This window comes from Aetokthonos hydrillicola CCALA 1050, from assembly GCF_017591665.1.
In the GTDB taxonomy this organism is placed as follows: domain Bacteria; phylum Cyanobacteriota; class Cyanobacteriia; order Cyanobacteriales; family Nostocaceae; genus Aetokthonos; species Aetokthonos hydrillicola.
This window is the reverse complement of sequence record NZ_JAAKGC010000018.1, coordinates 66,393-92,522: the sequence shown is the minus strand read 5'-3', so window position 1 is coordinate 92,522 and position 26,130 is coordinate 66,393. Positions and strand designations below refer to the sequence as shown.

Genomic DNA, 26,130 nt, shown 5'->3' with positions numbered 1-26,130 from the left:
TACCAAAAACTTTAACTCTAGAAGAAGAAGGAACTCATGAACGAGACACAGATTAAAGATTTCTTTAAATCAGTGGATGGACTCAATCTTGATGATATTCTTGCTCCTTTCACTGATGATGCTCGTCTTCAGTTCGGTAATGCCCCCGTTGCTGTTGGCAAAAATGCAATTCGCTCAGCATTAAAGGAGTTCTTTTCATCGATCCGAACCATGCATCATGAGATTATAGGCGTATGGACAGGGTATTGGGAAGAAGGGAAGGTATTGAGTGTTGAACTAGCAATTACGTATATACTCCCAAATGGGACACGCTTAACTGTTCCCTGCAATAGCACTATACGCCTGACAAGCACTCAGCAAATCCAAGACTACCGAATCTTTATTGACATTTCACCGATTAGTACATTACAAAGCACAGCAATTTGTATTTAACAAGAGATCACGATTCATGATTAGTAGTTATTCACTACTAATTATGATTGACGGATTTCTTTATGACTCCATTTGTTAAAAACAAAGGACACAATACATGATCTTTCAGAAAACGGTTCTCCTTGCTGGTGCAACAGGCTTGTTGGGAAGTAAAATCGCCTCCGCTTTGGCAAAAAAAGAAAATTTGCAAGTTCGAGCTTTAGTCAGAAATCTGAAGATAAATGACAATAAAAAGAAGCAACAAATTGATAGACTAGAAAGCCTGAATATCAAGCTTGTGGAGGCAGATCTTAATGACCCAACAAGCTTGGAAAAAGCTTGTGTAGGGGTTAACACTATTGTCTCAGCTTTAAGTGGCTGGGAAGATGTTGTGGTTACAGGGCAGATAAATCTCTTAAACGCAGCTAAAAGAGTAGGTGTCTCCCATTTCATACCATCAGACTACACATATGATTATTCAAACCTTCAATTAGGAGACAACTACTTATCCGATTTTCGGATAAAAGTAGCCCAGGCGGTTAGGGAAAGTGGTGTCAACTACACTTTCATCATGAATGGGATATTCGCAGAAGTTTTACTGTCACCTTTTTTTGAAGTTTTTGATTTTAAAACTAATACTGCTCAGTATTGGGGTAACGGTGACACCAAGTTTGACGTGACAACCATAGATGACACCGCACTCTATACTGCTGAGGCAGTAGTTGATCCGAGAGCCGTCAACACTAATTTCCAAGTTGCAGGAGATGTGGTGACGATGAAGGAAGCGATCGCAGCGGGTGAGGAGGTCAGACGCCAAAAACTAACTGTGCGCTCCAAAGGGAGTGTCGATGATTTGAAAGTTTTGATAGAGGACATGAAAGCCAAGGGTGCTAATCCTTTCACGGTTATTCCTGCCCAATATCAATGGGGAATGGTATCAGGTAAAGTCAAGCTTCAAAACCTTGTTAATAACCGCTATCCCCATATTAAGCCAAAATCTCTAAGGGAGTATCTTGCAGAATCTGAACAAGAAAGCTTTGAACTAAGCTTTGCTCGTTCTTAAAGTATCAACTAATTTTAAGGTAAAGGAGAACAAGAAAATGACAGCTTTAAATCAAGTTAGCAAATCAGTAAATCAAGAACAGGTAGAAAAGTCTCGGAAGTTGCAAACAGTTGAAACTCTCTTTGGCGCGATGCAAAGGGAAGATTGGGCAACATTAAAGTCTTGCTTAACCGATGATGTCTTCTATCGAGTCGGTTCATCTGAACCTATCCACGGTTCTGAAAATGTCGTTAGTTTCTTAACTGACATGTATAAAGTAGCTAAGTTTCAATATCCGGATGTACGGCAAGTTTTAGAGCCAGAAGGTCAAGTGATTTTTGAAATGGAATCAAACTACTTACGGCTTAAAGATCAGAAGCCAATTCATTTTGCTTGCACAGATATTCTCCGAATGGAGAACGACGAAAAAGTTCGCGAATGGCGAGTTTATGTAGACATATCTCCCATGTATGCAGAGTAATGCATTTGTGCAAAGTTATTGTGATTAGAGATTTAGAGGTAAGTCTCACCTAATCAGCTAGGGGCAGAATAGCAACAGCCTGCCCCCAATAAGTTCACTAAGTGCATAAATCTAATATTTGGTAGATTAAAACTACTTTTTTGGCTAGCGGCAAATTTGAAACACAAAGATCAAAACAATGCTTAATTTCTACAAAATAGGTTTGTCGCTGACAGTTGTTGTTGTTACGAGCTTAACTGCTCTCAAAGCACAAGCAGCTTTACTTGTTAGTAGCGGTAAAACTGGGAGTATACTGCGATACGATGAAAAGACAGGTAAGTTCATTGACATTTTTGTGGCTCCTGGAACTGGTGGGCTTAAAAGGCCTACGGGCTTAACTATTGGCCCCGACCACAATCTCTATGTTAGTAGCGTTGATCTCAACAATCCTGCTAACGATAGTATTCTACGGTTTGACGGAAAAACAGGTCGCTTCATTGATGTATTTGTTGCTCCAGGGTCTGGGGGCTTAGAACACCCCTCAAGCTTGACTTTTGGTCCAGATCGCAACCTATATGTCAGCACCTTAGCTGGCAAGGGGGTTCTGCGCTACAACGGGCGTAACGGCACCTTCATTGATACTTTTGTTTCCTCTAACGGAGGCACATTAAATTTCCCCAGTTTGGTTTTTGGTCCTGACAAAAATCTTTACGTTACCAACTCATCTGGACATGAAGTTCTGCGCTACAACGGGCAGAACGGCACCTTCCTGGGAGTCTTTGTGTCATCCAGCAATAGTATGTTAAAAGTCCCAGGAGGCTTAACCTTTGGTCCGGACAAGAACCTTTACGTTGGAGACTTTTCTACAGATAGTGGAATTCGTCGCTACAACGGAAAGACGGGTGCTTTTATTGATACGTTTATACCAGCAGGTAGTGGTGGCCTAAACTTGCCATCATTAGGTTTGGTTTTTGGACCCGACAAAGATTTTTACGTTACTAGCTACGGAAGTAATAGTGTACCGCGTTACAACGGGGAAACCGGCGCTTTCAAGAGTATCTTTGTTGCTCCAGGTAGTGGTGGGCTAAACCAACCTGAATCTCTAGTCTTTTCATCGGAATCTGATTCTGAGTTGGAAACTTATTCCGGGTTAGGTACGTTAGGCGTTGGAGCTTGCCTTGGTGCATGCTTGGTATACCAACGTAAAAGGAAAGAGCATTGATGAGCGAAGTAATGCGATCGCAATTCCTAACTGCCAAAGTCCTGTGTGATTCTCTGAAAACTATAGCAACGTAGAAACTTAATTACTGGTGTACAATGTTACAAGCATTATCTAAAGTCGTTGGTCTAACAACTATTACAGCAGTTCTGGCTTTTAGCACCTTAACAGCTGAGGCAGCTGTGCTTGTTAGTAGCCGCTTTACTGACAGCATCAAAGCCTATGATGAAAAAGGTAAATTTATTGAAGATTTTGTAAAACCTGGTAGTGGTGGATTGGTTCAGCCGGATGGTTTAGCACTTGGACCTGATGGTAACCTCTACGTTTCTAACTATGGTGGCGGTGGTATTTTACGTTACAATGGAAAAACGGGTAAATTCCTCGATGTCTTTATTCCCGAAGGTAGAGGTGGGCTAAGCGGTCCTACAGGTTTAGCATTTGGACCTGACCACAACGTCTACGTTAGTAGCATTAGTGGTGGAACCTTAAGCTTTGATGGGCGAACTGGTGCCTTGCGTAAAGTCTTCTCATCTCCTCCTGGACAGCAGTCAGAAACCTTAGGTTTGGCATTTGATCCAGATAACAAAACCCTTTACGTCAGTAGTCGTAACAACAACAATGTCCTGCGTTACAATATCAAAACTGGCAAATTAATTGGCACTTTCATTACCCCTGGTTCTGGTGGACTGGATTTGCCAGCAGGTTTGACTTTTGGACCAGACGGTAACTTCTACGTCGCTAGCTTTAACAACAATACTATCCTGCGCTATAACGGAAAAACAGGTGAATTCATTGATGTATTCATCCCTTCAGGTAGTGGTGGGCTAGAAAATCCTGTCGCTATTAAGTTTGGACCGGACGGCAACTTCTACGTTAACAGTTTAGGTAGCAACGCTGTCTTACGTTATGATGGCAAAACTGGTGAGTTCATTGACGCAACCGTACCTCCAAACACCGGTGGACTTCAATCTCCCAACTTTGGCTTAGTCTTTTCCCTCTATCCTCCAAGCCTTGAGTCAAAAAATCCAGAAGCTCCTGTTGCTGGATTAGGTTTATTAGCGATCGCTGGATTAAGTGTAGGGTCAGTTTCAATCCTGAAAAAACACCAATTACCTAAAAAATAACCCTACGTTAATGCGAAGAAATGCTTTTATTCACCTTATGAAAAGGAGTCAGTTGTAAACCATGGTAGCATCCTCTAAGGGAAAAATTGGTGTACTCATTGAAGAACATTTTGATCAAACTGAATATCGTCGATTCAATGAGTACTTTCCTCAAAAAGGTTATGAAGTAGAATACATTTCTCATTTGTGGGGAAATCCTCAATTAAGATTTGGCTCAAATCCAGATAACGATGAAGTTGAAGAACATGTAATTGTCACAAAGGAAGTTAGCGACGCCAATCCATCTGACTATAAAGGTATCATTGCTATCGGTGCTTATGCCACAGATCGTCTGCGATATCAAGTCTCTGTAAAGAAAGGTCAGAAAAACCAAGCTCCTGCGGTCGTCTTTCTCAGAAAAGCTCTGAATACAGAAGGTTTAAAAGTAGGAACAATATGTCATGGTTTATGGCTTTTCTGTGCTGATTCAGATTTAGTGAAAGGACGCAAAGTCACTTGTGCCCACAATATTATCTGCGATGTTGAGAATGCTGGGGCCGAAGTGATCTATGAAAATGATGGCACCGCTGATTTAGTTATTGATGGTAACCTGATTACAGGAAAACATCCTGCAGTAGTAGATCAATTTATGGATGCTTTTGCAGAAGAGATTGAAAAGCAAGAGAAACTTCAGAAAGTATGATGCTAAATTGCTGTCGTTGATAACTTCCCGGTGTATATACACCGGGATTCTTTTCAGCTAGTAACATCTAGTAGAAGTTTTCTGCTTTTTTCTTATAGATAAGCTCTTCAACATCAAAACATAACAGATGAGTCAAATCAGTAACTTTTTTAAAATTCTCTCTTTGACAGTATTAGTCCTGGTAGTAGGTTTTACTACTTTAAAAGCCCAAGCTGCTCTACTTGTCAGCAGTCGCTTCAGCAATAGCATCAAGATCTACGACGAACAAGGTAACTTTATTAGAGATTTTGTTCCACCTGGTAGTGGTGGGCTTAATGACGCAGACGGTTTGGCTATTGGTCCAGACGGCAACCTCTACGTCGCTAGCTACTTAGGAGGTAGTATCCTTCGTTACAATGGTAAAAATGGTAAGTTTATTGATACTTTCGTGCCAGCAGGATCTGGTGTTCCAGGTACACCTGGGCTTCAACGCCCCACGGCTTTAACATTTGGACCAAACGGCAATCTCTACGTCAGCAACTATCTCAGTGAAAGTCCTAACGAGCCAGAAGTGTCTGTCAGTCCTAACGATAATGTACTAGAATTTGACGGAAAAACAGGAGCTTTCATACAAGCTTTTCTACCCCCTATCGATCAGAGTCCATCAGAAGGACCTCTAGCTTTAACCTTTGGACCAGACGGTTACCTTTACGTAACAGCCTCCAAACTAAATAGTGTGCTGCGTTATAACCCTACTAATGGGGCATTTATTGACAGCTTTATTCCTAGTGGTAGTGCTGGGCTGGCTAATCCTACAGGTTTAGCATTCGGCAAAAATGGTAATCTCTACGTTAGTAACTTCGGTGGAAATAATATCTTGGAATTCGACGGTCAGACTGGTACCTTTGTTAAAGCCTTTACCACTACTAATACGGAGGAGATGAGTGGCCCCTCGTCAGTGGTTTTTGGACCAGACAATAATCTCTATGTCACGGGTTTAATTACAAAGAATGTTGTACGTTATGACGGTACCACTGGTGAAAGTCTTGGTGAATTCGTGCCTGCAGGTAAAGGTGGACTAGATGGTACTAACTTAGGCTTAGTTTTTGACCAAAAAAGCTGCTCCGTAAAAGGAGGTCGTAAATAACTTTGCACAGTCAGAAACTTAGCTTTTTGCTTAAGTCAAGAGCGATAGCCGCCCCCTACACCGATTGAGAACAATACGGTGTAGGGTTTTAAAGGGAAATTAGTAACCCATAAATATAGTTTTGTCGAAAAATTAAGTTACACTCCCTTAGCCCTAGAAGATAGCGAAAAAACTCGAAAAATTTTCAATACTGCACTTCCACTTTATAAAGAGCTGGATGAGCTTGAGATATTAACGCAATCTGTGCCCACCAATCTTGAAGTTTTGGATTTGAATCTATTGCTTGCTGCCAATTTTGTTGACTTTCCCAGTGGGCAATATTGATAAATGCAAACTCTGCGTTTGGATCAAGACTGCGGTGCAGTTTAGTATCAATAAAACCTGGTTCCTTCTTCATCAAATGAGCGGTCTCATTCCACAATCGAATAAATTCGTCTTCTTTACCCAGTGATACAGTAAACACGTTAATTAATGTGATTGGGGATTGCATAAACTTTATAGTTAGAAACATCATTACTATATTAAACATGAGCAGACAAAAGCAAACGAAAATTTAAATTTTTTTCCTAACCAAAAGAAAGCAACCTTAATCCAAAAAATTGACCCTTGTTGGTGTATTTCATACTTTTTAGACTGATGACAGTAACAGGACTTACGCAAAAATTGCAAAAAATCCTGATTAATCAAATCTCTAACAATTTGTAAAGCTTGCCGTGCCTAAGTCCTAACTCATTAAGTATCTCTAAACTCTCATTTATATTTACTTACCCATCTCAAAAAGAAGATAGTTATGTTAACTAGAAGGCAATTTGTCATGGCAACTGCGGGAGCAGGACTAACGTTTTTGGGTTCTTCAATACTGAAGGCAAATAGAACCAGTGCTGAATCTCCGCAAATTACAAAATTTACTGAGCCTTTACCCGTTCCGTTTGCAGGCTCGCCACCAAGCACTTTGACGATCACAAGAAATTCATACTCGTTTCACAGCAATTTAGGGGAAGGACCCACCTTAGGTTATGGCGGTTCTCGGATTCTTGGTCCTACAATCGAAGCCACGAGGGGTACACCACTTAGTATCAACGTGGTCAATAACATCGTCGGAGGTCATCCGTTGTTGTCAGCAATTGACACGGAGTTACATGGTGTACAGGAGTCTGACAAAACGAACCCACGGGTATCATTACACCTCCATGGTAGTAATACCGAACCGAAAAGTGATGGCTACCCGGAAGATACATTTACTCCAGGGCAGTCCTATGTGTACAACTTCAACAATAACCAAGAAGCGGCAACGCTCTGGTATCACGACCATGCACTTGGAATAACAGGCTTGAATGTCTTGGCTGGTCTTGCTGGATTCTATCTACTTAGAGACGTTGACGATCCGGCTGGCGGCAAGGGACCACTTGGACTTCCCGCAGGAGCACCGTACGAAGTGCCACTTGTATTGCAGGATCGTTTATTGAATGCAGATGGCTCAATATTCCATCCCAGCCAACCCCCCTGGGTCATAGAGTATGTTGCTGATGTCGCTACTGTCAACGGCAAAGCTTGGCCGAATCTTAATGTTGATCGTACTCTATACCGATTCCGGATTATCAATGGCTCAAGTGCACGAACCTACAACCTCAAGCTATCCTCAAAACAACCGATAATTCAAATTGGCACTGACCAAGGATTACTCAACTCTCCAGTTTATTTGTCTAGTCTTTTGATGGGTCCAGGTGAGCGAGCTGATATACTCATTGATTTTTCTAGTAGTTTGCCAGGAGACAAGATTATCTTACAAAATGATGCTGTTTCGCCATATCCATATGGTAGAGCGAACGCATTATTAAATAATCCCCAAGTGCCTGAAATGATGCAGTTTACTGTAAACGCAGGTGCTCCAAATCCCAAGCCAATCCCTCAGATTCTACGGCTCCACAAACCTTTGATCAAACCGGTTGCTGTTGAACCGGTGCGCCAACGCTTCTTAACGCTGGTAGAACTCGACCCTACCCCAAATGCATTACCAGTTGTACTACTGCTGAACTACGTTTACTGGGATGAAGCCCTCAAAAATCCAGAGTTGATGGAGCGACCAAAGGTAGACACTGTAGAACAGTGGAACATCATCAATCTTCAGCCAGTAGCTCACCCAATGCACTTGCATCTTGTACCTTTTCAGATCCTCAACCGACAAAAGATTAATGCTGCTCAGTATTTGAAGGCATATCTTGCCAACGGTTCTCGAAAAGTCATTATAGATCATACAGCGGGTGGATCAACAGTACCAGCTAGCTATCCACCACCTGATCCCACACCTTATTTAATTGGTCCGGCAACACCACCAGCGCCGAATGAGGCTGGATGGAAGGATACGGTGTTAGTCAACCCCTATGAGATTATTCGCCTCATTGTTCCGTTTGGTGCGCAAGCAGCAGAAAACTTACCTTTTGGAAACTCATTTACAGGTACTTATGTGTGGCACTGCCATATGCTTGGACATGAGGACAATGAAATGATGTTGCCTTATGAAGTCGTCTCGTAGAAGCTATCACAAGCAGATGAGCCCCAAACACATTAATTAAACATTGAGCTTCCAAGAGCATTGCTATGACAGAACTTTCTACACCAAATTTCCATAATTCTGGTTCAGTTCCGATGACTGTGACAAAAGATCAAATTGTTGATCCGCTCAACGGAAATGGACTAAATCACTCTTTTACTGGTAGATCAAGTTTACCATCTGGTGTTAATACTGTAACGGATCAATTGGAAAGTGAAAAAGCGAACTTTTACACTTTCTCAGGTCTCCATAGTGGTGATTTATTTATTGCAAAAGTATACTCTAGCTCATCCGACCCACTTTTAGGAGAACTCAACGATTCTGGTAAGATTATAGCATTCAACGATGATCAATCAGATAGTAATGTTCTACCAATACTAACTGGAATAGTACCAGAAAATGGCACTTTAAACTTAGTAGTGTCTGGAGCCCGTGATGTTAACCTTGCAGGTGATCACTTCCAATCTGGTTCATATATATTGTCAGTAGAGGAATTTTCTCTTCCCCAATCTTTTACAAACTCAGTACTTACCAACGGTAACTTTGAAGCTGGCAATTTTACTGGATGGACAACTCTTGGCTCTACTAAAATTGAAAACGGAGAATTTGGTGGCGCTTTAACCAACGAAACCTACCAATCTTTACTAACAACTGGTGGTCAATCATTTGATGACTCAATCATAGAAAAATTCTTAGGATTAAATGCTGGGGGCTTGAATAACCTAGAAAAAGGTGCTACTGCAGGTTCTGCTATTCAACAAACATTCACAGCTAAAGCTGGAGATGTTTTAACGTTTGATTATAATTTCCTTACAAACGAGGTGTTACCACCAGTCAATTTTTCAGATTTTGGCTTTGTTTCAATTAGTTCTCAGTCAGATCACTCAAAAGATTTCATCTCAGAGCTTGCTAATGCAACTACTTCACAATTGACAACTTCCCAAACACAGTTTTTTGGAGAAACTGGCTTTAAATCTTTTTCGTATACGGTACCAGAAGATGGTACTTACACTTTGGGAATTGGAGTTTCAGATGTAGGAGATACTACCGGCACCTCTGGATTATTAATTGACAATGTCAAACTTACCTCCGTAGTGTAAAGTTATTTGTGTTCTAAAAGCACGTTCTTGGAAACTTTAATTTTATGGCTTTTCCTTCTCTAGATGTCTTGATCATTGGTGCGGGACCAGTTGGTATGGTAACCGCTGCAGAGCTAACTCGTTATGGTATCTCTGTACGAATCGTTGATAAACGAGCCAAACCTGTTGAACACTCTCATGCCAGTATTGTTCATGCACGGACTCTAGAAGTTTTAGAGGCCATGGGAATTGTGGAAGGTTGGCTTGAAAACGGTTACCCATTTCGCAAGACAACATTTTTTGCATTTGGTAAAAAGCTTGGACAATTGCTAATTGAGGGAGTTGATAGTCCCTATCCAGTTCCACGAGATATTGGACAAAATATCACGGAACATTTGTTGATTGAACATCTTAATCAAGTTGGTGTTAAGATTGAGAGACCTGTGGAGGCAATTGAATTTATTCAAGATGACGAAAAAGTAACGGTTACATTGCTACATCCAGACAATCACCAAGAGGTTGTGGAAGCTAAATGGGTTGTCAGTGCTGAAGGTTCGGGAAGTATAGTCCGTAAAAAACTCAACATCGAGTTTGAGGGAGAGCGTTATGAAGGACAGGAGTTTGTGCAGACTGATGCTCGAATTCGGTGGTCATATCCGGTTGGTGAAGGATACATGTTCATTAACAAGGATCGCTTCCTAGGGCTATTTCCATTTGACAGTGAAGGATTTTACCGCATCCTGTGCGCACGTCCTGATCAAAACCCACAGAACAAAAGCGATCCGACTCTCGAAGAAATGCAACAAATTGTCCGAGAAATTGCTGATAAAAACGCTGAACTTTCTGAACCAAAGTGGCTGAACCGTTTCCGTACACAGCATCGTAAAGCAGCACGCTTCAGGGAAGGACGAGCATTTTTAGCTGGTGATGCTGGACATGTACATGTACCTGTTGGTGGGCAAGGTATGAATACAGGAATTCAGGATGCCTTCAACTTAAGTTGGAAACTTGCGTATGTTATACGAGGACTCGCTCAGCCACACCTATTAGATACTTATAATACCGAGCGGCAACCTGTTGCTAAAGCATTGTTGGAAACAACTGATAGCGGTTTCCGCTTGATGGTTGAACCAAACAATATCACGGAATTGGCATTACAGTTTCTCGGTCCAGTGGTGTTTCGTACGGATATGGTGACACATCACATTAGGGATATAGTTGAAGAAGTTACAATTTCGTATAAAAAAGGTACAATTAGTGAGGACTACGGTGGTAGTCATGGTCCACAGGCGGGCGATCGCGCTCCTGATGCGACTGTAGTTAGATTGAGTGATTGTGCAACTGTAAGACTATTTCAAGTGCTGCAAGGTACACAATGGAATTTGCTACTGTTTGCTGGCAAAAAGCCTAGTGCAAGCACAGATACTCAACTCAAGAATTTGGCAAATACAATCGTATCTAAGTACCCCCAGACTGTGCGAACACACTATGTGACTACTATTCCAGTAGAGCCACAATCTGAGTTCTCTGTCTTAGTAGATCGTTTGGAATATCTACATGATAAATATGGTGCAGAGCAAGCCTGTTTATATTTGATTCGTCCTGACTGGTACATTGGGTTTCGGGCAGGTTTATCTGACTATAACAAGCTACTGGACTATCTTGCCAAATTACTTAAAGCTTAAGGCATCTTAAAGGCTAGGAATTAACAAATGGAAACAATGAAAGCTGTACAAATTCATTCCTATGGTGGACCAGAAGTGCTAGTTTACGAAGAGGTTCCCCGCCCTGAGCCATCATCAAAAGAAGTACTGATTCGGGTTCAGGCAGCCAGTGTGAATCCACTGGATTGGAAAATTCGCCAAGGGTACATGCAAGACATGATGCCAGTTTCGCTGCCATTAATTTTAGGTTTAGATATTGCTGGTGTAGTAGAAGCGATTGGCTCAGATGTAAATACTATATCAGTTGGGCAAGATGTTTATGCAGCGGTGTCAGATATGCTTCACTTTGGTGGATATGCTGACTACGCGGTGCGGAGTGTAGAATACGTTGCGCCAAAACCGAAAACTCTTGATTATATACAAGCTGCATCTGTTCCTGTCGTGGCTGCGACTGCATGGCAAGGGTTGTTCGATGTGGGAAACCTAGCACAAGAACAGAAAGTTTTGGTTCATGCTGCTGCAGGTGGTGTAGGGATGTTTGCGGTGCAGTTGGCTAAAGTTCACGGGGCGTATGTAATTGGTACAGCTTCTACTCGCAACATTGACTTTGTGAAAAGCTTGGGTGCAGATGAAGTGATTGATTATACAACTACACCCTTTGAGAAAGTTGTCCGTGATGTAGATATTGTATTAGATACATTGGGAGGAGACACACAGGCAAGATCCTGGGGAGTCCTCAAACCGGGGGGAATTCTTGTCGCGACAGCGACTTTTCCTTCCCAAGAAGTGGCGGCTCAACACAGTGTTCGTGCTGCAATGGTGTTGGTGAACCCTACAGCTACAGTACTGACAAAAATAGCTGAATTAATTGATGCTGGAAAGCTCAGAACTTTAGTAGATACAGTGCTACCTTTAGCTGAAGCACGTCGAGCACACGAGTTAAGTCAGCAAGGACATACACGTGGCAAGATTATTTTGGAAGTTCAGCCATCATGACAACGAGAAAATAGAATGTCCTATCTCAAGATTAACAATGAACCCATAACACGTGATAATGCTGTTATGGTTTTCATTGATTTACAGTTCGGTGCTTTAAGTACGATCCAATCAATGGATCAACAGGAACTAAAAGCAAATGCGATCGCCCTCGCCAAAATTTGTAAAATTCTGAATTTACCAGTTATTTTTGCGGCTGCGGATATTCCTGGACATAGTGGCACATTTCTTCCTGAATTAACTGAATTGCTACCTAATGCTATTTATATCCGGCATGCTACAAATAACTCGTGGGAAACACCAGAATTTGTGCAAGCTATTGAGCGAACTGAACGTAAATATTTGATCATGACTGGACTCGCCACTGATGTTGGGCTTTGTTTACCAGCCATTTCTGCTGTTGCCGTAGGGTACACTGTGTATGCAATTATTGACGTTTCTGGAACGCTCAATGCCCGAATCGAGCAAGCAGCGTGGCTACGAATGATGCAAGCAGGGGTGATTTTAACTTCCTGGACGGCCTTTACTGGAGAGATTCAACGAAGTTATACTCGTGAGCCAGGTGCCGAGCTAAGGGCTGTGATAGCAGAACATTGGAAGTTCCACAATGGACCTTTTTGATCATTCAATAAAAACAAATTCAGGACGAGTCAGTTCGGGTTCTGCTGGAGGATCTACCTCCTCAGAAATGTGGTGTTGAGGAGCCAGCGCTGTGGGTGAGTTTCTAATCAGTACTTTAAATATCACATAGTTTGACAATTTGTAATTACAAATTGTCAAATATCAGGAGGAAAATAGATGGTTTCAAACTCTATATTAGCAAAACCTGTTTCCAAAAAAGACATTGTGATCCAGATGGAAGCGACTGCTGGTCAACGTGATTGGGAGAATCTTAAGACGTTCTTTACTGAGGATGTGTTCTACAAGGTTGGTGCATCCACGGAGATGAGAGGCGTTCAGGATGTCATAGATTACGTCAGCTGGCTTTTTTCTAACGTTGCGCCCAGAATACCCTTTTACTTTCGAGGTATTTGGGAAATCGAAGATACCGTGATCATAGAAATGGATGCCACATTTACTCGTGTTAGTGATGGTAAACCTATTAGCTTTCCTTGCGTTGATATAATGCGGTTTGAAGGCAACAAAATTCGGGAGTGGCGAGTATACCCAGATCAAACAGAGCTTTGGTTATCTGATAAAACACAGCAACAAAGATTACTTAAAAGAGTCTCAACTTCGACGACAAAATTGCCACCTTTGAAATATAATTTGTTAAACTCTCAATTAACAGTACCCGTTTCTCAACTAGAGATAGTGACGGAGATAGATAAAGCAATCTTTAACAAAGATTGGGAATACTTTAAAAGGTTCTTTACTGATGATGTTTTGTTCAAAGTTGGTGCTTCTCAAGATATCAAAGGATATCAGGGTATCGCAGATTATTTGAGTTGGCTTTATTCTCTAACTCTCCCTCAGCTACCGTTTACATTCAGAGGAACTTGGGAATTAGAAAATGTAGTGATCCGAGAAATGGATGTTAAAGTAATTCTCAACAACGACGGCAAAGTTATCAGCTTTCCCTGTGCAGACATCTTGAGATTTGAGGACAACAAGATTCGGGAATGGCGGAGCTACCCAGACCATTCAGAACTTTGGTTGACTGAAAAAGTAAAGAAGCATGGTCCAAAAACATATCACTAACTGAACAGGGAGTGAAATGGTAAGTACAGGCTCATTAATATAGAATCTCCCCCTTCCTGGCAAATCCAAGGCAGGATTCTTCAATTACTTACATGTAGCAGAAACAGGAAATTTATAATGGACTCAAAACCCACTGTATTAATCGCTGGTATCAGCGGCGTGCTTGGCACCAAAATTGCGACAGCAATACTGGATAAAGGTGAGATGAATGTTAAAGGATTAGTTCGCGGTACTAGTGACAACTATAAGCGGCAACACCTAGATGCTTTGCAAGCAAAAGGAGTTGTTTTTGTTGAGGGAGATCTGTCTGATCAGTCGAGTCTGAACAACGCCTGTGAAGGAGTTGAAGTGATTGTCTCGGCAATTAAGGGAAGCCCAAGCAAAACAACTGGCTTATACCGAGAAGACATCGTGCTTTCGGGTCAATTAAACCTACTAGAAGCTGCGATAACCAAGGGCGTGAAACGATTTGTCCCTTCTGACTACTCTGTTGATTACTCCAAAATAGATTTGGGAAAAAACCACAATCTTAACTTCCGTATTCTGTTTGCTGAGGCTTTAAAACAAAGTGGACTTGGATATACATTCGTTCTTAACGGTGCTTTTACAGAAGTACAATTCTCGCCGTTTGGAAAACTATTTGATTTTAAAGCAGGAACTTTTAGCTACTGGGGTGATGGTCACCAAGCGTGTGATTTCACAACCTATGATGATACAGCGAAGTATACTGCTGAGGCAATTTCTGACCCTCAAATGCTTAATTCAACATTGAAAGTTGCTAGCGATGTCCTCACTCTGAAACAACTACTTGCTACCTATGAGGAAGTAAGCGGCAAAAAACTTGTTGAGAAATCTTTAGGTACCGTCGAGGATTTGGAAGCATGGATTGCAAAGGCAAAACAGAAGGCTTCTTCTCCTTTTGAGTACCTTGCTGAGCAGTATCATTGGGCACTAGTATCAGGCAAAGGCAAACTTAACAAACTTGACAATTCTCGTTACCCCCACATTCAACCCACTACTATCAAACAATTTATCAGCCAAGGTAATTTATAGCGGTGTCTTGCCTACAACCTTTTCAGTAAAAAAGACGCACTCGCGAAAGCGAGTGCGTGTAAAATATGCGGAGAACACTCAATATTTCCATGTGTTCTGGTTGTCAAGCTCTAGGCGCGACCATAAATTTCAGTCATACTTCTAAGGCGATCGCAACACTCTTGCGTTAAATCACCAGATTGATATCGCCAACCCCAGTTTCCGAAATTTTTACCTGGAAAATTCATCCGAGCTTCAGTACCCAGTCCCAAAACATCTTGTAGAGGAATAATCGCCTGATTCGCTACAGAACTAAGTGCTAACTGTATCAAGTCCCAATGAATCTCTAACTCACGGGTACAATTCAAATACTTCAAGACTTCTTCTTGTGTTTGGGGTTTTAATTGATTAAACCAGCCAACAGTTGTGTCATTGTCATGCGTCCCTGTGTAAACTACACAGTTAGACTGATAATTAAATGGTAAAAAGCGTTTGTCAGCTTGTAAGCCTTCGCCAAAGGCAAACTGCAAGATTTTCATACCAGGAAATTCAAATCTATCTCGTAGAGCGTACACTTCCGGTGTAATTTCTCCCAAATCCTCAGCTATGATTGGCAAATTCCCTAACTTTTCTTTAAGTAGCTCAAAGAACGCTACGCCAGGAGCTTCAATCCACTCACCATTGATAGCAGTTGTTTCGCCCTGCTTTACTGCCCAGTATGCTTGAAAACCTCGAAAGTGATCGATCCGAATCAAGTCTACATAATTAAGCATCGTCTGGAAGCGTTGCACCCACCACTTAAAGTTATCTTGCTCTAGCTGCTTCCAGTCATACACTGGATTTCCCCACAGTTGTCCAGTGGTGCTGAAGTAGTCTGGTGGCGTTCCAGCCATTAGAGCAGGTTCACCGGTTTGTTTGTCAAGGCAAAAGTTTTCAGGATGCGCCCAAACATCAGAGCTATCATGAGCTACATAAATTGCAATATCTCCTATAATTTGGATGCCACGCTGATTGGCATAGCGCTTCAGATCTGACCACTGGCAAAAAAACTCGAACTGTAGATACTGATAGTAAAAAATTTCGTCTACTAGAAGGCTCTGCCATTGCTTAATAGCTTCTGGCTTGCGTTGGGCTATCTCAGGTTCCCAAGCATTCCAATTAGCGCCGTTATGAGCATCTTTAAGCGCCATAAACAACGCATAGTCATCTAGCCAGTATGCTTGACTGTCACAAAACTCTGAAAATTCTTGTTGCTGAAATGATGTTGCATTTGCTTTGAAGTTGTCGCAAGCTTTTTGAAGCATTGGCATCTTCGTTGCAATAACTCGTGAAAAATCTACTGTTTCATTTAAAAACTGTGGTAAATTAGTAAAATCTGCCTGAGCTAGAAAGCCCTTTTTGTATAAAAGTTCCGGGCTAATTAGTAGCGGATTCCCTGCCATAGCTGAATAAGACGCATATGGAGAATTGCTATTCCCAGTAGGTCCTAACGGTAAAACCTGCCAAAGTTTCTGTTTACTTTCTGTTAAAAAGTCAATAAAACCATAGGCTTGAAATCCGAAGTCACCAATGCCGAACTGATTAGGAAAGGACGTAGGGTGTAGCAAAATACCACTAGCTCTAGAAAAAAGCATAATGATCCTCTAAAAAATACAAATCAAAAACGAAATACCTCGTTACTCTTAACAGAAGCTTAATGAATTGTAGGCGCAGAAAAATAAATAATTTTCTCTATAAGCTACTTACATTTAAGCCAAGAGCATCTATATTTTCTGGTTGTTTGTCACTAATAAATTTAGCTGTTCCTCTTCATTAAAGACTGTCAACACATCTGGATTACAGTATTTAATATTGACTACAATTTCCTCAGCCGCTTCGCTTTCAAGATCTTCAACATAGCCATACTGAGCCGTTTTTGCTTCTTGTAAGTGCTGAAAAGGGCCAAAATAGTAGATACAGTGAGGCTTAGCTGTGCTAATCTCTATCCACCAATGGTTATCTGACTTTAGCAAGAAGAAGTCTAAAAATTCTTTTTTGATTTTGTAGATTAGTGTCATAAATTTCACTAGATTTTTAGTGTAAATGCTAGTGACATCAAGTTTTAGGAATTATAGTAAATTCCTGTACATCTACATTCTATGCCACAGTTTAATAAAACATTACGCTAGTTGTTTTATTAAAGAATAATAGATGAACTTGATATGATTTTTGTTGGCACATTCTAATTTTAGAATATGCCAATAGAAACACAATGGTTTAATTTTTGTAGTGGGTCTCTATTATTTATCATAAACATTGATGCTTAAAAATTTACTTCATTTAAATTAGAGGTTACTCTTTGTTTGGTGGGACGAATATCTAATCCAGGCACATCAAGATTTAGGCGCTGAATTGCTCCATAACCAGCTTCTGTCTTTATGCCACCAGTCACGAAAAGTTGATCTAACTTTGAACCACCAAAAGCAACATTGCTGGTGGTGAGGTTGCCGGTGGAATAACGTCGTATGAGCTTTCCTTCAGGATTGAGGACTTCGACTTGTCCCATACCATAGTGAGCTACATAGAGATTCCCCATCTGATCTAGACACATTCCGTCAGGCTTATGATCTATTTGATCTCCCTGCTTTACAGGGAGATTGCTAAACACTTTTTGAGACCCCACTTTTCCTGGCGACAGCACATCGTAAACTAAAACTCGGTTTTTATTGCTTTCCGCAACAAACAGTTGCTTTCCATTCGGGGTTAGAACAATCCCATTGGCAAAGGCTATTCCAGTAGCGACAGAGTTGATTTTTCCTGTAGAATCTACGTAGTAAACAGAGCCATTCGGAGTCTCGGTGCTGCCAGAGTCAGTAAAGTAAAAACCGTCTCTTGTATCGAGAGTAAGATCGTTGGGATATATTAAGGGCTTACCCTTAAATTCTTTTGCAACTACTTTAAGAAGCTTACCATTAGCATCTAGCTGCACAACCGAGTTTTTGGCAGCCACAATATGCGTACCATCAGGCATGATCTTGTGACCATTCGCACCAGGAACTCTCGCCCAAATTCGAGGACGAGAGCCGTCGGGAGCTAAAACTGTGATTGTTCCAGCCTTGGTTTGAGAAAAGAAGAGGTTATTCTGATCGTCAAAAACAACTCCTTCGCTGTATTTATCACTTTGCAAAACTTGTATCGGTGCCACGACATACGCTGGCGGCAATATCGGCTGAGACAATGTAGTTGAAGCAGCTACATCTGTGAGTTGTGGAGTTTTTAGAGACGAGGTATATGTGACTTGTGGGTTGCCATTACGACAAGAAACTAGGAGCGAAAGTTGTCCTAAAGTAAAAAGAAGCTTAAAAAATTTTCGCGTCAGAATCATAGAAAAACCTCGTCATGAGTTACAGTTTGGTTGCTTGGTAAGCACCATAGCACTAGGTTTTATGAAATCAAAACATTTCAGCCATGTGATCATTCCAAACATTTTGTAACGAAGTGTGTGCAGATCGCATACCTGAGTGTTCCCTTGGCAGAATCTGGCATTCAGTTGTTGTTTGGGTAAAAACTATCGGCAAAATAACCTGAAACCGGGTGTTTCCTGGTTCAGAAGACAAGCGGATGTCACCTTTATGCTTCTCAACAATGCGGTAACTGATGACTAAACCCAAACCAGTTCCCTTCCCGACACCTTTAGTGGTAAAGAACGGCTCAAAGATACGATCCTGAATCTCTGCGGGAATACCAGGACCATTGTCGGCAACTTCCACGAGCATACAGCAATCATTTTCTCTTGCTGTACGGATCTTGATTTCCCCTTGTCCATCCATTGCATCAATAGCATTGTCAATCAAGTTAGTCCACACTTGGTTGAGTTCGCTACCATAGGTGTGGATTCGTGGTAAGCTTCTGTCATAATTGCGTATCAGAGTGATACCATGTTTGAGCTTATGACCGAGAATAGTTAGAGTACTTTCAATTCCTTGGTGTATGTCTACTTGTTGTAACTGAGCCTGATGCATATAGGAGTACTCTTTGATTGCTTTGACAAGCTCAGAAATGCGCCCAGAGCTTTTGTCGATCTCGTCTAACAATTCTACCCCTGTTAGTAATGCCTCAGTCCAAGTTAGCATTTCGCTAAGTGGAGATTGACTATCCATCTGTTCGACGATATTATCTAGCGTTTTAGTGTCTAGTCCTGCCCAAACTAAAGTAGGAGCCATTTTCCAAGGCTCAGGTACGTGATGTAAGTCTAGCCAAGTTGCCACCTCTTCCTCTTGGTCACTTTGCCCTAACGGATCTAGGTAGAAAGAGCTTTTTGTATGGATGATCGCATTGTGTACCAAGTTATTAACAAACAACATTTGCTCTCTAGTCATGTGCTTTTGATTGAGTTCCAGAGAGAGAGCAGGTAACTGTTGAAAAATTTCTTGCAAGTGCCTCGTGCCTCGGGAGACTGCTGAAGCTGGATTATTAAGCTCATGAGCAACACCAGCGGCTAATGTACCGAGCGCAATCAGCTTTTCGTGGTGTTGTGACATTGATTGTAGAATTTCCACCCGTTGGGCAGTTATAATCAGTAGCTCACGTGTAATAGAAGGACAAATTGTGAGCATTTCCCAAAAAGTATCTATGCTCCACGCCAAAAGATAGCTTGCTTTGACAGCACGCATACTAACGCGAAAGTTAGGTATATCTAATAAGATTAATTCATGGCCGGTATATGCTCCAGGTTCAAATTTCATCACATGCTTTTCTGTATTGCCAATCTTTTTTGTAGATTCAATTTCACCTTCGACTAGCACATAGAAATGTTTGAGCAGTTCTCCCTCAAAAGCCATGTATTCTCCAGCAACCAGCCGGAGATCTTGACTACGTTCAGATAACCATTCCAATTGTTCATTTGTCAATCGTGCAAAAAGCGACACTTGGCGCAAAGCGTCTAACATAATTACACCTATAGTTTCATCAGATTAATAGTGAATAACGCGGATAACGAAAATGATCAAACCTTGTTCTTACGTCTTAAGAAGGCAGAAGTACGCTTGTCTTTTGGCAGCTATGTATCGCCATAAATGAATTTAGGGACTTCAAACCCTGATAGGCTCGGTTACATACATCCTTAGATATTTTCCCTTCTGACTTGTAAGAGGGAGATCTTAGCAGGGAGCAGGGAATATTCCTCTTTCATGCCTGGCGGTGAAATTTTTTTCATCGGGACTGCCTTCTGTCATCTACCCTGTGACTTTCTTCAGTGAATTCATCTCTATGTTTTCATGGGAAGCAATCTTAATTAACTCTTCAACATTGCGTTGCATGGTACTGCAAATCGCATTTAATGGTAGGTCATTTGGATCATGACCAAAAGGTTCTTCTATTTCGGAGCCAATGTGTTCAATACTCAAAAATGTGAAACTTACAAAGGCTATAATTAAAGCAGTCCACCACGTTGAATAACTAACTATCTCCAACGGCAGTATTAAGCAATAGATGAATATGAGTAGCCTAAGTTTAATGACATATATCAAGGGCATTGGTGTTTTTAGAATTCGTTCACAACCACCCAAAATATCTATCATTGAATTTATCAAATTATGCAAGCTATTTAGCTGATAAATGTTTAGGTAATCACGTTCATACTGAAACTGTAAATAATTTCTGATCCAGAAAGCAATTTGTAGTGGAGGATGGTTCACTTCCTCGAGAATACAATACTGATTTTCGGAAACTAATAATCGTAATTGCTCATCCAAGCACTCTCCCCTAAGATGTAACTTCATTGCAACTGTAAAAGCAATTACTAGGTGAAGTATTGCTTCTTTGTTAGCTCTATCTATAAGTGAGTATGCTTTAACAGCGACATAAATCTCTTGAGTTAAATTCCGGACTGTATTAACTAAAGCTCCCCAGAGCTTACGACCTTCCCAAAATCGTTCATGAGCTGAATTCGTTCGGAAAACCAATAACAAAGATAAACCAACATTGAAACTTAAGATAGCACTTGTGAGAACACGCTTATCTTGTGGAAACGCTATGGGAAAATGGAGGTAGTAGAGTAAGGAGATTAAGAAACCGTATATACCAAAAAGGATCACCCAGGGCAAAATAATTGGAATAATTGAACTCTCTAGCCGTAGAATGACGAGAAACCAGTGAATTTTCTCTCCTGTATAAAGTTGATACTTTCCTCCGAACGAATTCTTCGCTATCTTGACAAACTTTTTACAAGTTTGGATTGTTTTATTAATTCTTAAGCGTTTCATTATGATAGGCTTTTATTCTAAAAACTCTATTGTCTAGGCTGCATACTAGCTAGCGGGTTAGGTATGGGAAACGAACCTTCGATAGGCACAAATGAACTTTTAGTAGCGTTGTAAGCATGGACTGTTCCTGTTTCAATCTCATAAATCCATGCGTGAAGATAGAGTTGACCTGCATGAAGTTTTGAGTGAACGATTGGGTAAGTTTCTAAGTTTTGGATCTGAACTAAGATGTTCTCCTCAATTGTAATTTTTAAAAGTTCATCATCTTTGTAATCTTTGTAGTTATCTTGTACAAGACGTCGGGTTGTTTGCGCATATTTCTTTAACCAGTCGTAAACTAAAGGCATATTTTCAGTTAGAGAACCTAGTTGTAGCAACCCTTTCATAGCACCGCAATGAGAATGACCACAGATAATAATATCTTTGACACCCAAAGCATGTACGGCATATTCTATGGCGGCACCTTCACCGCTTATCATTGTTCCATAGGGAGGAATAATATTACCAACATTACGAAGAATAAAGAGTTGACCCGGTTCAGTTTGAGTTAGTAGATTTGGATCAATTCTAGAATCAGAGCAGGTGATAAATAGAACTTCAGGATGTTGGCTTTGAGAAAGCCGCTCAAATAGCTCTAGGTGTGAGCAAAAATAGCTATTATGAAATTGACTGAGACCTCTAATTATTGTGTTGATCGACATTGATTAATTTCTCCTTAGCAACTTTTTAATTCGACATAGCTTTTAAATTGCACAGCCCGAAATGTCTAACATAATTACACCTTACTAAGATATTGATGGATTAACTGAACAGCGATCGCACCTTCTCCAACTGCTGAAGCAACACGCTTCACCGAGCCGTAACGGACATCTCCAGCTACAAAAATTCCTGGTACACTCGATTCCAGTAACAAAGGTTGACGCTCCAACGGCCATCCTTTGGGATATCGTCCATCATGTATCAAGTTCGAGCCAGTGAAAATAAAGCCTTGTTCATCTCTCTCCACAATGTTAGCCAGCCACTCAGTGTGTGGTCTTGCTCCAATTAAGATAAACAATACTCTTGCAGGAACAGTTTCCTTAACGCCTGTTTGATTATTCATGATGGTAATTTCCTCCAAATTAGTCTCACCATGAACATCGACAATTTCGGAGTACGGTTTCACTGTAATATTCTCTGTTTCCAAGATTTGATCTATTAAATACTTCGACATGCTTTTAGCCAGTGAGTCACTGCGCAGTAGCATAGTCACATGGCGAGCGTACTTAGCGAGGTAAACTGCGGCCTGTCCAGCAGAGTTCGCTCCACCAACGATATAAACATCTTCATTCAAGCAAGAAAGCGCTTCCGATATTGCCGCGCCGTAGTAGATACCGCATCCAGTCAGTTTATCGATATTGGGTACGTTAAGCTTGTGATAAGAAACACCAGTTGCAATCAGTAGAGCATGGCAGCTTAACTCTGACCCATCTACCAACTTCACAATTCGATATGCATCCTGTAAAAAAATACTAGTCACCTCTTGCGGTGCGATGATTTCTACGCCGAACCGTTTAGCTTGAGTGACGGCACGACGAGCTAAGTCTGCTCCACTAAGTCCAGAGGGAAAGCCTAAATAGTTCTCAATTCGAGAACTTGTTCCTGCTTGCCCTCCAGGAGCCTCTCTTTCAACCAACGTTGTGCGTAAACCTTCTGAAGCTCCATAAACTGCTGCAGCCAAACCAGCCGGTCCACCACCGACAATCACCAAATCATAAAATGGCATTTCGGGACGCGTCTTTAACCCGATTTTCTCAGCTATCTGGATGAGTGTTGGTTGTGTAAGGTATGAACCATTGGGGAAAATCACTAGTGGCAAGTCGGAAATGTGAGTTCCAGTGTAACTCATCAATTGCTGTGCCTCTTGCTCTTTTTCAATATCCAGTAGTAGATATGGTATATGGTTGCGAGCTAAGAAGTCCTTGATTTGATGTGACTTAGGTGACCATCTAGAACAAATGATACGGATTCCTTGAAACGGTGGATTAAATGATATTAGCCAGTCTTCTAGCAAATCGTTGAGAACAGGGTAAAGAAGTTCTTGAGGTGGATCCCACGGTTTTAGCAGATAATAATCCAACCTTGCTTTATTGATCGCAGAAATTGCCGCTTCGGTATCTGCATAAGCTGTTAGCAAAACCCGTTTCGTCTGTGGAAAGATTTGCATAGCGTGTTCTAGGAACTGCACACCTGTCATCTGTGGCATGCGTTGATCTACTAGACATAGTGCTACCGACCCATTACGTACTTTTATCTGTTCTAGTACCTGTAAAGCTTTTGCACCGGAGTCTGCTGGCAAAATTCTAAAGCGATCGCCATACTCCTGACGGAGATCTCGTTCTATAACTCGTAGAACTCCGGGGTCATCGTCAACTGTAAGTAGTACAGGATTAGCCACAATAGCTCCTTAGTCCTTATTATATGTATTATTTTATACTTTTTGCAAAAATAGATAATTTTGTAACAGTATGATCAAACATCCTAAGTAGTCAAAAACGAGCTTTTAGGTATTTTAGATGAATGGGGCGGGCAAGAAGCCCAACCCACAAAAATCCAAATTTAAGACTACCAAAAAGTTCTTAACAGAACCTAAACGGTAACAGCCTCAACACTTTCATACTCATCCAATACAATCACACCGTCGCAGAATGCACTCGTCTTAAGGAACTGTTTTACGTTCTCTTGAGCGCCAACGATATAGATATCAACCCCAGAACCCAGTTTTTGCTTAGTAAAAATAAGCGATCTCAGCCCAGCAGTAGTAATACATTCCAGATCTTCTAAAAACAATACAAGACGTTTGATTGGTTTTTCTGTCGCTTTAATTAGTACGTCCTGAAAATGTTCTACTGCACTGGCATCAAGTAAACCTCTCAAGGAGATTTTGGCAATACCATTGGCGACTTCAAGTAAAGTTGCGTCGAAAGACACTTGAGTTGGCAGAAGTCTTACTCGAACTTTCAAATCGTCTTGAGTAGATGGTAGTTTAACTGTAAGATTTGTTGGATCAAAGTTCGTGTACTTCTGCCCGTTAATCCAAACATCACTAATCTTTACGCTGCCTGGTGGTAAGATATCTGGCGCAACTTGTAGGATATTGTCCTTAAAGCCGCCTGGTTTCGGCTTGAAGTATAAATCCATTGGCTGCTTAGTAATTAAGAGATTAGTATACACACAAGCTAGATAGGCAAGTTCAAAAGAGTGGTAACCGCTCATTGAGTGACTGCCCTTACCCCGCTCAGTTCCTAACAAATAAGGCAAGCCACTTGCGAGAACGTTGAAGTAAACACCGCCACCTGCGTAATCGAGGAACCACGCATTATAGAATGCTGATGCTTCACGTGCCAGGCGCTGATAGTCAGCTTTGTCAAGTGAGCCATTTAGGATAAGGTAGGCTAATATAGCTTGTTCTTGCTGCCACCAAGCTTTGCGGTTATGCCAAACAAAACGGTGCACCTCTTGTCCTGGTTTAAGGATGCGTTCCACAACATCTAACCACCCTCCACGTTGTTGATCGCTACCAACTGCAGGCATAATTTCTGCAATCTTTTCAGCTAGAGCAACATACTTTTCTTTTGGTTTTAGGTTGTTCATCCGCATCAGATTCCAAGCAATTTTGAGGTTATGACCAACAACTGCTCGATTCTGCTGCCATCCCCAGGTTGTGTCGTGACTCCAATCTTCATAAAAACGTTCCTGAACAAATGGGCTATGTTCATAATCAGGGAAACGCTTTTCAATGGTGTCAAAAGTGTACTCAAGGAACTTAGCGTGTTTTTCCTCACCAGTTGCTAGCCACAAATTAATCAAGTAGGCTGGAGCATGGTCACCTACTGAATTCCAGTTCTTCTTTGCACGGTTGTGGCCTAAGCTTTCAGCATGAGCGCTTAAAGTAATTGGGTCAATATGGGAGAAAAATCCGCCAAAATCTGATTTGTCTAAGAAATAGCGGTTAAATAGATTGATGGTCAAGTCAATATCGTTCAAAATCCCTGGATCGCCAGTTACTCGATAGGTTTGAGTAGGACCAGCTAGCGCATAAATTTGCTCATAAGCTGGAATGGCATCATAATCATCCCCAAATTCTGAAGAGAATATTTTCTGCTCACTACCATCTGGCTTTACATCAACAGCGTGATACCAATAGCAAATACCTTCGCCCTCATCCAGAAAACGCATGTGATCGCGCAGGTATTCGGTACCTTTTTCTGCTGCTTCTAGATAGCGATCATCCCCAGTCATCATGTAAGCGGTAGCAAAACCGTAAACTAGACGGGAGATAGTATCAGTCTCTTGACGACTACTATCTTCTTTAGAACCAACCAAACCCAGACCAGTACGATACTTTCGATAGTCAATTTCGCCATCTTCAAACTGAGCTTTCAGATAAAAATTGGCGAGGCTTCGGATTTGCTTAAGCCACCAGTCTTGCTTTTCAAAAAGATACTCATTTTCTTTTCTACCTAAGAAGACTATATGCTTAGCTTCAAAATTGTATTTGTCAGCTTCAGGATAAAAAATACCGTACGCAAAAAGATAGCGATTTGGAACGAGCATTGAACTAATCTGGCCGGTGCAATCAAAGTAAGGCTCATCAAGATTGCGCAGCAGCTCAGCATAAGTCATTGAAGTTAGTGCCACTTCAAATTCTCTGCTGTCTGATGTTTTGAGAGTGAAAGTCCCAAAATCTCCCTTTTTTGGATCAAAATCCACAACATAGCCAGCAATTAAGTCAGAAAATGGAAAGCCTAGCTTATTCATT

General features: G+C 41.2%; 23 protein-coding genes. 14 read left to right on the top strand and 9 right to left on the bottom strand.

Going from position 1 to position 26,130, the window contains the following annotated elements; genetic code table 11:
* Positions 1-36 precede the first annotated feature (36 nt).
* The 7 genes from G4P69_RS11935 (at position 37) to G4P69_RS11905 (ending at position 6,064) form a co-directional block, all read left to right on the top strand.
* Positions 37-432: a nuclear transport factor 2 family protein gene (locus G4P69_RS11935; protein WP_208344047.1), complete on the top strand. Its 396-nt coding sequence runs from the start codon at positions 37-39 to the stop codon at positions 430-432.
* Positions 433-529: 97 nt separating this feature from the next.
* Positions 530-1,474, top strand: coding sequence for an aromatic alcohol reductase (locus G4P69_RS11930; RefSeq protein WP_208344048.1), 945 nt, complete (start codon positions 530-532; stop codon positions 1,472-1,474).
* A 37-nt stretch (positions 1,475-1,511) separates the two neighbouring features.
* Complete coding sequence (locus G4P69_RS11925) at positions 1,512-1,934, top strand: nuclear transport factor 2 family protein (RefSeq protein WP_208344049.1); 423 nt, start codon at positions 1,512-1,514, stop codon at positions 1,932-1,934.
* A gap of 178 nt (positions 1,935-2,112) precedes the next feature.
* Positions 2,113-3,135 (top strand): Vgb family protein, encoded by a 1,023-nt coding sequence (locus G4P69_RS11920; protein WP_208344050.1) that lies wholly within the window; start codon positions 2,113-2,115, stop codon positions 3,133-3,135.
* A gap of 95 nt (positions 3,136-3,230) precedes the next feature.
* On the top strand, positions 3,231-4,256 hold the full coding sequence (locus G4P69_RS11915; RefSeq protein WP_208344051.1) for a Vgb family protein: 1,026 nt from the start codon (positions 3,231-3,233) through the stop codon (positions 4,254-4,256).
* Between the two features lie 61 nt (positions 4,257-4,317).
* The gene (locus tag G4P69_RS11910) at positions 4,318-4,938 is read left to right on the top strand and encodes a DJ-1/PfpI family protein (protein ID WP_208344052.1); all 621 of its coding nucleotides are present in this window, start codon (positions 4,318-4,320) and stop codon (positions 4,936-4,938) included.
* A gap of 127 nt (positions 4,939-5,065) precedes the next feature.
* Positions 5,066-6,064, top strand: coding sequence for a Vgb family protein (locus G4P69_RS11905; protein ID WP_208344053.1), 999 nt, complete (start codon positions 5,066-5,068; stop codon positions 6,062-6,064).
* 184 nt (positions 6,065-6,248) lie between these two features.
* Here G4P69_RS11905 and G4P69_RS11900 read toward each other — a convergent pair whose 3' ends face one another.
* Positions 6,249-6,554: an antibiotic biosynthesis monooxygenase family protein gene (locus tag G4P69_RS11900; RefSeq protein WP_208344054.1), complete on the bottom strand. Its 306-nt coding sequence runs from the start codon at positions 6,552-6,554 to the stop codon at positions 6,249-6,251.
* Positions 6,555-6,854: 300 nt separating this feature from the next.
* Here G4P69_RS11900 and G4P69_RS11895 point away from each other — a divergent pair, with 300 nt between their 5' ends.
* The 7 genes from G4P69_RS11895 (at position 6,855) to G4P69_RS11865 (ending at position 15,108) form a co-directional block, all read left to right on the top strand.
* On the top strand, positions 6,855-8,597 hold the full coding sequence (locus G4P69_RS11895; protein ID WP_208344055.1) for a multicopper oxidase family protein: 1,743 nt from the start codon (positions 6,855-6,857) through the stop codon (positions 8,595-8,597).
* Between the two features lie 65 nt (positions 8,598-8,662).
* Positions 8,663-9,715 carry a hypothetical protein gene (locus tag G4P69_RS11890; RefSeq protein WP_243902559.1) on the top strand — a complete coding sequence of 351 codons (1,053 nt, stop codon included), beginning with the start codon at positions 8,663-8,665 and terminating at the stop codon, positions 9,713-9,715.
* A 44-nt stretch (positions 9,716-9,759) separates the two neighbouring features.
* Complete coding sequence (locus G4P69_RS11885) at positions 9,760-11,379, top strand: FAD-dependent monooxygenase (RefSeq protein WP_208344056.1); 1,620 nt, start codon at positions 9,760-9,762, stop codon at positions 11,377-11,379.
* A 27-nt stretch (positions 11,380-11,406) separates the two neighbouring features.
* Positions 11,407-12,354, top strand: coding sequence for an NADP-dependent oxidoreductase (locus tag G4P69_RS11880; protein ID WP_208344057.1), 948 nt, complete (start codon positions 11,407-11,409; stop codon positions 12,352-12,354).
* Positions 12,355-12,369: 15 nt separating this feature from the next.
* Entirely contained in the window at positions 12,370-12,975 is a 606-nt protein-coding gene (locus G4P69_RS11875) for an isochorismatase family protein (RefSeq protein ID WP_208344058.1), read from the top strand.
* 177 nt (positions 12,976-13,152) lie between these two features.
* Positions 13,153-14,055, top strand: coding sequence for a nuclear transport factor 2 family protein (locus G4P69_RS11870; RefSeq protein WP_208344059.1), 903 nt, complete (start codon positions 13,153-13,155; stop codon positions 14,053-14,055).
* Positions 14,056-14,172: 117 nt separating this feature from the next.
* Positions 14,173-15,108, top strand: a complete 936-nt coding sequence (locus G4P69_RS11865; RefSeq protein WP_208344060.1) for an aromatic alcohol reductase — start codon at positions 14,173-14,175, stop codon at positions 15,106-15,108.
* Positions 15,109-15,218: 110 nt separating this feature from the next.
* Here the strand turns inward: G4P69_RS11865 and malQ are convergent, their stop codons facing one another.
* The 8 genes from malQ to G4P69_RS11825 form a co-directional block, all read right to left on the bottom strand.
* Complete coding sequence (gene malQ, locus G4P69_RS11860; RefSeq protein WP_208344061.1) at positions 15,219-16,721, bottom strand: 4-alpha-glucanotransferase; 1,503 nt, start codon at positions 16,719-16,721, stop codon at positions 15,219-15,221.
* A gap of 129 nt (positions 16,722-16,850) precedes the next feature.
* On the bottom strand, positions 16,851-17,144 hold the full coding sequence (locus G4P69_RS11855) for a DUF1816 domain-containing protein (protein WP_208344062.1): 294 nt from the start codon (positions 17,142-17,144) through the stop codon (positions 16,851-16,853).
* 245 nt (positions 17,145-17,389) lie between these two features.
* Positions 17,390-18,451, bottom strand: coding sequence for an SMP-30/gluconolactonase/LRE family protein (locus tag G4P69_RS11850; RefSeq protein ID WP_208349943.1), 1,062 nt, complete (start codon positions 18,449-18,451; stop codon positions 17,390-17,392).
* A 67-nt stretch (positions 18,452-18,518) separates the two neighbouring features.
* The gene (locus tag G4P69_RS11845) at positions 18,519-20,015 is read right to left on the bottom strand and encodes a sensor histidine kinase (RefSeq protein WP_208345056.1); all 1,497 of its coding nucleotides are present in this window, start codon (positions 20,013-20,015) and stop codon (positions 18,519-18,521) included.
* A gap of 285 nt (positions 20,016-20,300) precedes the next feature.
* Positions 20,301-21,329, bottom strand: a complete 1,029-nt coding sequence (locus G4P69_RS11840; RefSeq protein WP_208345057.1) for a bestrophin family protein — start codon at positions 21,327-21,329, stop codon at positions 20,301-20,303.
* Positions 21,330-21,355: 26 nt separating this feature from the next.
* Positions 21,356-22,030 carry a carbonic anhydrase gene (locus G4P69_RS11835; protein WP_208345058.1) on the bottom strand — a complete coding sequence of 225 codons (675 nt, stop codon included), beginning with the start codon at positions 22,028-22,030 and terminating at the stop codon, positions 21,356-21,358.
* Positions 22,031-22,104: 74 nt separating this feature from the next.
* Positions 22,105-23,766, bottom strand: coding sequence for an FAD-dependent oxidoreductase (locus tag G4P69_RS11830; RefSeq protein WP_208345059.1), 1,662 nt, complete (start codon positions 23,764-23,766; stop codon positions 22,105-22,107).
* A 191-nt stretch (positions 23,767-23,957) separates the two neighbouring features.
* A complete protein-coding gene (locus tag G4P69_RS11825; RefSeq protein WP_208349940.1) occupies positions 23,958-26,129 on the bottom strand; it encodes an AGE family epimerase/isomerase in 2,172 nt (723 codons plus the stop codon).
* Position 26,130 lies beyond the last annotated feature (1 nt).